Consider the following 9,493-nt stretch of genomic DNA (forward strand, 5'->3'; position numbering starts at 1 on the left):
AGAGCCGCGATCCCGCCTGCGGATCGATAAAATTGCGCGGATCGATTTCAGCGCAGAACAGGTCCCGGAGCGGCACCCTGGCGGCATAGGACGTGAGGACGCCGCCATGGACCGGACGAAGACGATTGCGCTGATCTTGCTCGCGGTACTCGCCGCGCTGACGACCGGCGCGTCGCAGGCCCAGACCCTGGCCGCCCTGCCCACACCCACTCCCGCGGCGTTGACGCTGGCCGAGGCCCGGCCGCTGCCTGCCTGGGCCGCCTTCTGCCAGCGCTATGCCGCCGAATGCGCGATCGACGCCAACGAGCCGAACCGCATCGCCCTCACCCCGGCGAACTGGAACACCATCGTGTCGGTCAACCGTCGGGTGAACAAGTCCCTTGTCGCCGTGACCGACCAGGAGCACTGGGGCGTGCCGGACCGCTGGGATCTCGCCGAGGACGGCTCGGGCGATTGCGAAGATTATCAGCTCCTCAAGCGCAAGCTCCTGGCCGAGGCCGGCCTGCCGCGCCGGGCGATGCGGATGACGGTCGTGATCGACGAGAAGGGCGAGGGGCACGCCGTGCTGACCCTGGTGACCGACCGCGGCGACTTTATCCTCGACAACAAGACCACCGAGGTGCTGGCCTGGTACCGGACCGGTTACGTCTTCATCAAGCGCGAGTCGGCCGATACGGTGGCATGGGTCTCGCTTGGCGGAGTCACCTCGCCCGTCACCACCGCCAACCGCTGAGGGCGCAGGGGGAGCGGGCTCGAGCGCACCGGCTGTGCGGAGAGCAAGGCGCGAGACAGAAACATCGTTTCGTGTTGCAGAGCCGGTGTGGAACCAATGCCTATGCCCGCGCGTTAACGCGGGTTTAACTTTCCGATTGAGCCTGGATCGTTCCCGTGTAAACCTTGGCGCTCCACCAGGGAATGGCAGGGCGACCGGCATGCGGCACGCGATACTGCGAAGCGTCGAGGGACTGCCGCACGGGGAGCGCGGCGCCTTCTGGCGACGCCTCGCCCGCACCGCGCAGCTCGGTCTCGTCGGTACCATCCTGCTGATCGGCGGTGCCAGCACCGAGGCTCAGACCGTGGCCGCCCTGCCCGATGCCCCGGCGCTCGAGGAGGGCGTTCCGGCTCGACCCGTCGCCGCCTGGACCGCCTTCTGCGCCCGGATGCCCGGCGAGTGCACGGTCGATACGACGCAGCCTGCCGTCATCACCCTGACGCCGCGCATCCGCGACCTCCTCAGCCGCGTCAATCGTCGGGTCAACGCCCGGATCAAGCCGATCACCGACTTGGCTCACTGGGGCGTGGTCGATCGCTGGGACTATCCCGACGACGGCTTCGGCGACTGCGAGGATTACCAGCTCCTGAAGCGCCGAATGCTGGTGGAGCGCGGCCTGCCGCGCCGCGCCCTGCGCATGACCGTGGTCATCGACGAGATCGGGGAGGGACACGCGGTGCTGATGGTCCGGACCGATCGCGGGGACCTGATCCTCGACAACAAGACCAATGCGGTCTTATCCGGCCCGCGCACCGGCTACACCTTCATCAAGCGTGAGGGCCAGGACGGTCTCGCCTGGGTCACCCTGAACGGCGGCGCCTCGCCGGTGGCCACCGCAAACCGCTGAAAGCGGCGCATCGGGGCGAGGCCCAAAGGAGGGCTGCCCCGGGGCACGGCCCACTGGCCGCGGCGATCCGGCGACTTGGTGCGCTCCCCTCCAGAGGCGCGAAGGCCTCTCAGACGCCCGCGATCATGTAGGCAAGGTCGAGGGCAACGCGGCCCGACATCAGGCTCCAGCCGCAAGCGATCATCGTGGCGATCATCACGAACGGGATCGGGCGGCGCTCCAGCCGGCGTCCGCGCACGGTGTTGCGCAGGATGATGAAGGGCGCACCGAAGGCCAGCATCGGCAGAGCCGCCACGGCCGTGACGCCGCCGCGCTCGAGCAGGCTGAAGCTCGCGCGGCGCTCCGTGAACAGCTCGAAGGCGCTGGCGAGAAGGCCCGAGAGGGCGAGGCCGACGCAGAGTGTCTGCAGGGAGTCGAGGGCCGAGGGGCTGAGTGTCATGACGCGTACGCTCCACCATCGAGAGGCGATGTGATGCGCAGTGTGCCGCGTCGTTTACGAAACGTTAAGGGTTTCCTGCCGTCAGGGTTAAATCCGCGCACAGGCTGGTGCGGCCGGACGGCCCCGCGGCAGGGGAGCCCTCAATCCTCGAGGTCGATGTCCAGGATCGCCATGGCGAAGTTGAACGAGCGGTCGCCGTCCTCGTCGTCCACCGAGACCACGCCGAGGAACTCCTCGCCGATATAGACCTCGGCCGAATCGTCCTTCTTCGGACGGGGAACGAGGCGGATGTTGGTGTTGGCGAAGGTCCGGCGGAGGTAGTCCTGCACCTTCACAATGTCGGTCTTGTTCACGCTGATCGCCTCTCGCGTTCGGGTCGGTCGGGGCCTCCGGCTCATGGCCGGTCGCGCGGGGCGGCCCCGAGGGCATCTGAGTCCGGGTGGACCGCGTTGGCGGCCAGGGCCGGGCTGGTCTCCGCTTGCCACGCCGTCGGGGCATGGGCAAGCCGGGTCCCTACCTCGGCTGCCCGGCGAGGCAGCGTCCGCCTCAGATGCCCTCGGCCATGTGGATGAACTGGTCCATGGCGACCAGCTGGTCCATGGCCCGCGAGGGTTCGGCACAGCCGGCGGTGCCGACCACGCGGGCGGGCACGCCGACCACGGTCGTGTTGGCCGGCACTGGGCGTAGCACCACCGAGCCAGCGGCAATGCGGGCGCAAGCCCCCACCTCGATGTTGCCCAGGATCTTGGCGCCGGCGCCGATCATCACGCCGTGGCGGATCTTCGGGTGGCGGTCGCTGCCCTGCTTGCCGGTGCCTCCGAGGGTGACGGCGTGGAGGATCGACACGTCGTCCTCGATCACCGCCGTCGAGCCGACCACGAGGCCGGTGGCGTGGTCGAGGAAGATGCCGCGCCCGATCCGGGCCTGCGGGTGGATGTCGGTCTGGAACACCTCTGACGACCGGCTCTGCAGGTAGAGAGCGAGGTCGCGTCGCCCGGCCGCCCAGTACCAGTGCGCGAGGCGGTGGGCCTGGATGGCGTGGAAGCCCTTGAAGTACAGCACCGGCTCGATCGCCCGGCTGGTGGCCGGGTCGCGGTCGAGGACGGCGGCGATGTCGGCGCGGAAATCCTGGCCGAGGCTCGGCTCGGCGGTGATCGCCTCGAAGAAGCCGTGGGCGATGAGCTCGGCCGGCAGCGAGGCGTGGCCGAGCCGGGCCGCGACCCGGTGCGCCACCGCGCCCTCAAGGGAAGGATGGTTGAGAATCGTCGCCACGATGAAGGAGGCGAGCTGCGGCTCCTCGCGGACGATGGCCTCGGCCTCGGTCCGCAGGCGTGCCCAGATCGGATCGCACACGGCCAACGGCTCGGAGCCTTTCGCGGCGATGGGGAAGGGGCTGGCGGACATCGGGTCCTCCTCTGGACCGGGCTCGTCGCGGCGGGCCGGAGTATACCGCGAGTCGACGCGCAGGTCGCGCCGCGCCGGCGGGATCCTGCTCTCGCTCCGCGGCGCTCCGAGATGGTTGTGCCTGTGGTGGTCGGGTCCGGCAGAAGAGACCGGTGCCGGACCGCTCGTCCCTTAGCTTGGTGTGCATCGCACGGTCGATCAAGTCCGTGCGGGTCCGGCGGACAGGACGCGCCTGAACGTTCAGGCGCTGCGGCGGTGATCGAGGGTGCCGAATCGCGCCTCGATGGCTTCGGCGAGGCGGTCGACCATCACGTCCACCGGCACGTCGGAGGTGTCGACCACGGAGGAGGCGCGGGCGTAGAGGGGTTCGCGGCTGGCGAGCACGGCACGCAGTTCCTGCATCGCCGAGGGGTGGTCGCCGGTGGTGGTGAGCTCGCCCTGGTCGCGCACCCGCTGCATGTGCTCCTCGGGGCGGGCCCGGAGCCAGATCGTGAAGAAGGCCTGGAGCAGCAGGTCGTAGGTCAGCGGCTCGGCGACGATGCCGCCGCTGGTGGCGAGCACCAGGGGACCGGGATGCTCGGTGAGGCGGCGCAGGGCCGCCTGCTCCAGGCGGCGGTAACCCTCCTGGCCGTAGATCGCGAAGATCTCCTTCACCGAGAGCGCGTTCTCGCGCTCGATCTCGGCGTTGAGCTCGACGAAGGTCCAGCCCAGGCGATCGGCGACCCGGCGGCCGAGGGTCGACTTGCCGGCGCCGCGCAGGCCGATCACCGCGACGCGGGGCTGCGGCGCCTCGCCGCTCGCCGAGGATTGGCCCGACAGGATGCCCTTGGCCAGGGCGATCTGCTCCGGAGAGGCATTGCCGAGGAGGTCCCGGATCACGTGCCAGTCCGGCAGCGTCTCCTGGCCGGCGATCAGGTCGTCGAGGCGCACGCCCATGGCGTTGGCGACCCGGCGCAGCAGGATGATCGAGACGTTGCCCTGCCCGCTCTCGAGCTGCGCGATGTAGCGCTCGGACAGACCGGAGGTCTGCGAAAGGAGCTTTCGCGACAGGCCCCGCACGGTCCGGGCATGACGAACCCGCCGGCCGAGATCAGCCAGGAAGGTCGATTCTTGTTCTACCGCGCCGGCCATGCCGTCGTCCGTTTCCTCGGTTCGCGTTCGGCCCAAGGGGACCGTGCGCAGGTGGCTACATCAGGGTGCCGATTCCGGAACTATGACCACGGGTGTGGAAATATTGTGCCCGGATTCGGCACTTCGGTGAGGTCGAAAAGCAACAACGCGGATATCCGGTGTCGGGACAGCGCTTCCGGGTCGTTGCGATGATCATGCCGAAACGGGCCGGAGCCCGTCACTTCGCATTGCACCATGTGAGGCGAGGCGCGCTCCGACGCAAGCGGTTCGGGGGCCGGAACGGGGGAAACTCGGAGAATCGGGCGAAGGTTGTCTCGACCGGATGCGCGTCCGTGCCGGGATGGAGGGGTGGGCCGGGAGCCGCCTACTGCGCGGCCGGCAGGGCCGAGGCCTCGAGCACGGTGCCGGCCACCGGCGCCTTCTTCGCGACGGCCGGACGCCCGACGGCGGCGAGCGCCGGAGCCGACGGGCGGCGGGGCGGCAGCGGCACCTCGATCGTCTCCGTGAAGGCGGCCTCGATCTGCGCGCCGGCCGGAGTCATCGCCGGAACGATGCCGGGATGGGGGCTGATGGCAGCCGGGGACGTGGCGTCGGCGGGTGCCAGGGCGGCGACCTCCACGGTGGCGAGGCCCGCGAGGGAGGCGGGACGTCGCGGCGGCAACGGCACCTCGACCGTCTCGGTCGGGACCCCGTTGGCGGCGGGGCTCGGCGCGTAGGCGAGCGCGGTGTTGGCCACGATGACGGCGGGGCTGTCGGCGCGGGCGAAGGCGCTGGCGAAGGCCTCGCCGGATTTCGGCGTTCCGAGGTCGTCGGGGACGCTGGTCTCGATGCCGAGGCGCTTGGCGGCGTAGTAGTAGCCCCGGTTGTAGAAAGCGTAGGCCTGGGCGATGTCGCCCTTGGCGGCCCGGTAGGCGCCGGCGAGGTAGGCGATCCCGTAGCGCAGGTTCACCCGCGGATCGAACAGGCCGGCCGCATCCCCCTGGTAGCCCAGGCCCTTCGCGGTGGCGTGCTTGATCTGCATGAGCCCGAGGGCGCTGCCGCCCTTGGCGTTCGGGTTGTAGTTGCTCTCGCGCTTCACGACCTGGTGGACGAAGCTCAACGGCACGCCGTTGGCCTTGGCCTGCTGCTCGATCAGCGCATCGATGTTGTCCCGCGCCGCCGTGCCCTGGGCCAGGGCCGCACCCGGCGGGAGCGTCCCGCACGGCAGGGCGACCGCGGCGACGGCGAGGAGCAGGAAGCGCTGGTTCATCGGAGACCCGGATCGTCCTTGTTCTTGGACGGTCAAGGTCCGGGCGAATTGAGGCCGGAAAGCGGCTCGGACGGGCCGAGCGTGGCCGTTTCCCCATGTGCTGTGTCGCACATGGCACAGTCGGCGCGCCCGTGTCCGGATTGTGTCCGCCGCGATTCGCCAATGTTGCCAAGGGCCTCCCGGATTCGCGAGGCTGCCGGCGCGGGACGCGCGTCAGCGCCGCAAAATGAATTCGTCGACGGCTTTCGCGAAGCCGTCCGCATCGTTCGTGGACGTGACGGCCCGTGCCGCGGCCTGGACAGCCGGCGCCGCGTTGCCCATCGCCACCGAGAATCCGCTGCGGGCGAACATCGGGACGTCGTTGGCGGCATCGCCGAGGGTCGCGATCCGCGAGCGGTCGAGGCCGAGGTGCCGGCTCATGGCATCGACGAAGGCGGCCTTGCCGGAGCCCGGCGGCGTCACGTCGAGATAGTAGGCCTGTGAACGGTGGACGTCGGCCCGACCCGTCAGCGCCGCGGCGATCTCGGTCTCGCACGCCTCAAGGTGGGCCGCATCGGCGCTGACGCCGACGATCTTGGCGGCTTCCCCGAGGAGGGGCGCGAGGTCCGCGACCACGTTCGGCTCGGCCTGCAGGGTCCGACGCTCGAGATCGGTGTAGGCGCCGTGCGGATCGGTGAGATTCCACTGCCCGCGCGCGAACACCCAGGTGTCGAGGCCGGCCTCGGTGAAGCGCCGCACGGCCTCGCGGGCGGCCTCGGCCGGGATCAGCGTCTCCGACAGGACGGTGAAGTCGGGCGCGACCAGGGTGCTGCCGTTGTAGGCCCCCATCGGCAGGGTCAGGCCGAGCTCGGCCGCCAGGGACCTCAGCCCCACGGGCGGGCGGCTCGACGCGATGGTGAAGGCGATCCCCGCCGCCGCCAGCCGCCGCACGGCCGCGCGGGTCGCCGGCGTCAGGGCCTTGTCCGTGGTCACCAGGGTGCCGTCCACGTCCGAGATCACCAGGGCGATGTCGGCGGGCGTCGAATCGGGAGGCAGGGGCATGGAATCCAGCTGGGTCTCAGGGCTGCGGGGCACCCTCCCCCAATCCCAACCGGGCCAGGATCGTTGCGACGATGGCCTCGGGCGCCCCGTCGATGCCCACCGCAACGGCGTTCTCCTCCGGACCCGGCGGCTCCAGGATCGCGAACTGGGTGTCGAGGAGACCCGCGGGCATGAAATGCCCCTGCCGGCGCGCGAGGCGCCCCTCGATCAGGGCGCGGTCGCCCGCCAGGTAGACGATCCGCACCCCGGCGCGGCCACGCACCAGCACGTCCCGATAGGCCCGGCGCAGGGCCGAGCAGACCACCACGCCGGACGCGCGCCGCTGCAGCTGCGTATCGATCCAGGCCCCGATCGCCGCGAGCCAGGGCGCGCGGTCGTCGTCGTCGAGGGGATGTCCGGCCCGCATCTTGGCCACGTGCTCGGGAGTGTGAAAGCTGTCGCCGTCGACGAAATCCCAGCCGAGGCGCTCGGCGAGGCGGGACGCCACGGTGCTCTTGCCCGAGCCCGAGACGCCCATCACCACGAGGACCATGGGCGCGCGGCCCGGCGCCGGGTTCTGGCCTGATGACATCGTGCGTTCCTCTCCCGGCGTCCGCATCGGACCGACCCGGCATCATGTACCGATCGGGCCAGGCCGGCCCGATGCCGTGCGCAGGCATGCCCCGCGGGTGCCGGCCCTGCCTCGACCCTCAGGAGGCGAGCGCCCTGTCCGGGCAGGGGCCGAGCGGATCGGGCTCGGGCAGGATGGGGTCGAGGGCCCGCTCGCGCAGGCGCTGGGGTCCGAGGGTCATCGCGAAGAAGTCGTAGTACCCGCGCCGGTCGTTGGCGAGGAGGAACTGGAAGTGCATCCGGAACGGCCGCCAGCGCACCTTCCGGTAGGTCTCGGTGCTGATGATCTCGCGGAACCGGGCCGAGCGCACCAGGGGGTTGGCGACCGGCAGGCCCTGCAGGTCGAGGTCGAGATGCACCACCGGGTTGAAGCCGGGAAAGTTCATCCAGTCCTGGGGCGCCTGGAAGTCTACCCAGACGAGGCGCCGCGAGGTCACGAGGCTCGCGATCTCGCGATGCAGGCCCCGCGCCGTGCCCTGCATCGCCACCAGGGGAAGTCCGGACCCGAGGGTGACCAGGGCGAGCGTGGACGGGCCGGTGCCGAGGCCGGGGTCGCGGGCGAGCACCCGGGCGGCCACCTCGACGGCGCTCAGGCCCCCCGAGGAGTGACCGAGGATCATGATCTCGTCGGGGGGATCGCCGGCCGCCGACAAGGCGGCGCAGCGGGCGAGCACATGGTCGGCGAAGGCTTCCAGCCGGCCTTCGTAGTCGGGCCGACGCCCCTGGCCGTGCTGCCAGTTGAAGACCCAGTCGTTCAGGAGCTGCCAGAAGAACACCCGGTTGAGGAGAGCCTCCATCGCCTTGATCCAGGCGAGCCCGATGAGGAGGCCCGCCGGAAGCGTGGCCCAGAGCGGCCATCCGAGGCTGTGGCCGAACGCCGTCCCGAGATGGGCGTGCACGAAGGCCGCGATGGCCAGGGTGCACAGGGCGAGGAGCAGGACCATCACCAGCGGGTAGAGGATGACGTTGCCGTATTTCCAGTTCAGCCGGTAGAATCGCAGCAGCAGGCCGGTGACGATGGACTGGAGCGTGCCGACGACCAGCAGGGCGACGCTGATCGGGCGGCGGCGGCGGAAATCCTCGCGGACGATGTCGTCCCACAGGAGGACGTCGTAGGTGGTCTCGGCCCCCCGCGTCTCGGCTTGGGCCGAAACGCGCCAGCTCTGCACCAGTCCGTCCGCACTCAGCGTCGCCCCGGAGACGGTGCGCTTGGGCTCGCCGAAGCGCTTGGCGTGGCGGGCGAGCTCGCGCACGAACAGCATCCGGTAGCGGCTGCTGCCCTCCGGATCGTAGCCCGGAAGATAGAAGATATGCCGTCGCGCGACCGACCCCGGAACACCCTGGGCTAATCCGGGTGGCGTGTAGTCGAACGACGATGTCATCGAATGCGGTTCTGCCGAAACCAGGTTTATGCAAATTCAATCGGGGCGCCCGGACGAGAACGCATATCGCAGGATTCCTTTCAAGCATCTTCCGGAACACGTTTCGTCCGGTGAAAGGCGTGGGTAGCGGGGATGGCCGTCGGGCGTCGGCCGCTCGCCGTCGGACTGTGACCCCACCGCCACGGACAGCGCCCCGGCGATGGTCTAGGCAGCCCATGAGAGAAACCGACAGGCGATCCTGCATGCGCGCACTGCCTCTGGCCCTCTGCACCGTTCTGGGCACCGCCCTGACGGTGTCGGGCTGCTCGTCGCTCCTTCCGGCGGCCGGCCCGACGACGGGCGCGGTTGTGGAGGGGGCCGACATCTCGACGAGCGAGGGCACGTTCGCGCGCTACGAGATCGTGGACCTGTCGGCGGCCACCATCGAGGCCCTGCGCGGGCGGGCGCTGGACAGCCTGCTGGCCTCCTTCGGCGACCGGCGCCCCTCCCTCGAGCCCGTGATCGGGGTGGGCGACTACGTGGCGATCTCGGTCTGGGAAGCCGGCTCGGGCGGCCTGTTCTCCGGGCCGCTGGTGGCCGACCGCTTCTCGGCCGGCTCCAAGTCCGCCCTCATCCCCGA

General features: G+C 70.3%; 10 protein-coding genes and 1 pseudogene. 3 read left to right on the forward strand and 8 right to left on the reverse strand.

Translation table 11 applies throughout. The features are described 5' to 3' along the window. Positions 1 to 106 precede the first annotated feature (106 nt). Together AC0IWM_RS23170 and AC0IWM_RS23175 are read left to right on the forward strand one after the other, a co-directional pair. Positions 107 to 733 carry a transglutaminase-like cysteine peptidase gene (locus AC0IWM_RS23170; RefSeq protein WP_471758952.1) on the forward strand — a complete coding sequence of 209 codons (627 nt, stop codon included), beginning with the start codon at positions 107 to 109 and terminating at the stop codon, positions 731 to 733. 199 nt (positions 734 to 932) lie between these two features. Continuing rightward, positions 933 to 1,619, forward strand: a complete 687-nt coding sequence (locus tag AC0IWM_RS23175; RefSeq protein WP_471758954.1) for a transglutaminase-like cysteine peptidase — start codon at positions 933 to 935, stop codon at positions 1,617 to 1,619. Positions 1,620 to 1,728: 109 nt separating this feature from the next. Here AC0IWM_RS23175 and AC0IWM_RS23180 read toward each other — a convergent pair whose 3' ends face one another. The 8 genes from AC0IWM_RS23180 to AC0IWM_RS23215 all read right to left on the reverse strand — a co-directional run bounded on the left by AC0IWM_RS23180 (position 1,729) and on the right by AC0IWM_RS23215 (position 8,874). After that, positions 1,729 to 2,058 carry a DUF6949 family protein gene (locus AC0IWM_RS23180; protein WP_471758956.1) on the reverse strand — a complete coding sequence of 110 codons (330 nt, stop codon included), beginning with the start codon at positions 2,056 to 2,058 and terminating at the stop codon, positions 1,729 to 1,731. Positions 2,059 to 2,198: 140 nt separating this feature from the next. After that, positions 2,199 to 2,411: a DUF3126 family protein gene (locus AC0IWM_RS23185; RefSeq protein ID WP_055950709.1), complete on the reverse strand. Its 213-nt coding sequence runs from the start codon at positions 2,409 to 2,411 to the stop codon at positions 2,199 to 2,201. A 193-nt stretch (positions 2,412 to 2,604) separates the two neighbouring features. After that, entirely contained in the window at positions 2,605 to 3,462 is an 858-nt protein-coding gene (gene cysE / locus AC0IWM_RS23190) for a serine O-acetyltransferase (RefSeq protein ID WP_056468122.1), read from the reverse strand. A 240-nt stretch (positions 3,463 to 3,702) separates the two neighbouring features. Continuing rightward, positions 3,703 to 4,629 carry a helix-turn-helix transcriptional regulator gene (locus tag AC0IWM_RS23195; protein ID WP_272481489.1) on the reverse strand — a complete coding sequence of 309 codons (927 nt, stop codon included), beginning with the start codon at positions 4,627 to 4,629 and terminating at the stop codon, positions 3,703 to 3,705. A 328-nt stretch (positions 4,630 to 4,957) separates the two neighbouring features. Next, positions 4,958 to 5,842 (reverse strand): transglycosylase SLT domain-containing protein, encoded by an 885-nt coding sequence (locus tag AC0IWM_RS23200; protein WP_471758958.1) that lies wholly within the window; start codon positions 5,840 to 5,842, stop codon positions 4,958 to 4,960. Between the two features lie 213 nt (positions 5,843 to 6,055). Next, positions 6,056 to 6,883: a Cof-type HAD-IIB family hydrolase gene (locus AC0IWM_RS23205; protein ID WP_471758960.1), complete on the reverse strand. Its 828-nt coding sequence runs from the start codon at positions 6,881 to 6,883 to the stop codon at positions 6,056 to 6,058. Positions 6,884 to 6,899: 16 nt separating this feature from the next. Then, positions 6,900 to 7,454 carry a gluconokinase gene (locus tag AC0IWM_RS23210; RefSeq protein WP_471758962.1) on the reverse strand — a complete coding sequence of 185 codons (555 nt, stop codon included), beginning with the start codon at positions 7,452 to 7,454 and terminating at the stop codon, positions 6,900 to 6,902. Positions 7,455 to 7,572: 118 nt separating this feature from the next. After that, a complete protein-coding gene (locus AC0IWM_RS23215) occupies positions 7,573 to 8,874 on the reverse strand; it encodes an alpha/beta hydrolase (RefSeq protein ID WP_471758964.1) in 1,302 nt (433 codons plus the stop codon). 242 nt (positions 8,875 to 9,116) lie between these two features. Here AC0IWM_RS23215 and AC0IWM_RS23220 point away from each other — a divergent pair. Continuing rightward, positions 9,117 to 9,493, forward strand: a pseudogene (locus tag AC0IWM_RS23220) (polysaccharide biosynthesis/export family protein); the annotation flags it as partial.

It is taken from the genome of Methylobacterium sp. AC433, from assembly GCF_979253015.1.

Coding starts and splice junctions, on each gene's coding strand:
- AC0IWM_RS23170 (WP_471758952.1), top strand. CDS start 107: ATGGACCGGACGAAGACGATTGCGCTGATCTTGCTCGCGGTACTCGCC.
- AC0IWM_RS23175 (WP_471758954.1), top strand. CDS start 933: ATGCGGCACGCGATACTGCGAAGCGTCGAGGGACTGCCGCACGGGGAG.
- AC0IWM_RS23180 (WP_471758956.1), bottom strand. CDS start 2,058: ATGACACTCAGCCCCTCGGCCCTCGACTCCCTGCAGACACTCTGCGTC.
- cysE (WP_056468122.1), bottom strand. CDS start 3,462: ATGTCCGCCAGCCCCTTCCCCATCGCCGCGAAAGGCTCCGAGCCGTTG.
- AC0IWM_RS23200 (WP_471758958.1), bottom strand. CDS start 5,842: ATGAACCAGCGCTTCCTGCTCCTCGCCGTCGCCGCGGTCGCCCTGCCG.
- AC0IWM_RS23205 (WP_471758960.1), bottom strand. CDS start 6,883: ATGCCCCTGCCTCCCGATTCGACGCCCGCCGACATCGCCCTGGTGATC.
- AC0IWM_RS23210 (WP_471758962.1), bottom strand. CDS start 7,454: ATGTCATCAGGCCAGAACCCGGCGCCGGGCCGCGCGCCCATGGTCCTC.
- AC0IWM_RS23215 (WP_471758964.1), bottom strand. CDS start 8,874: ATGACATCGTCGTTCGACTACACGCCACCCGGATTAGCCCAGGGTGTT.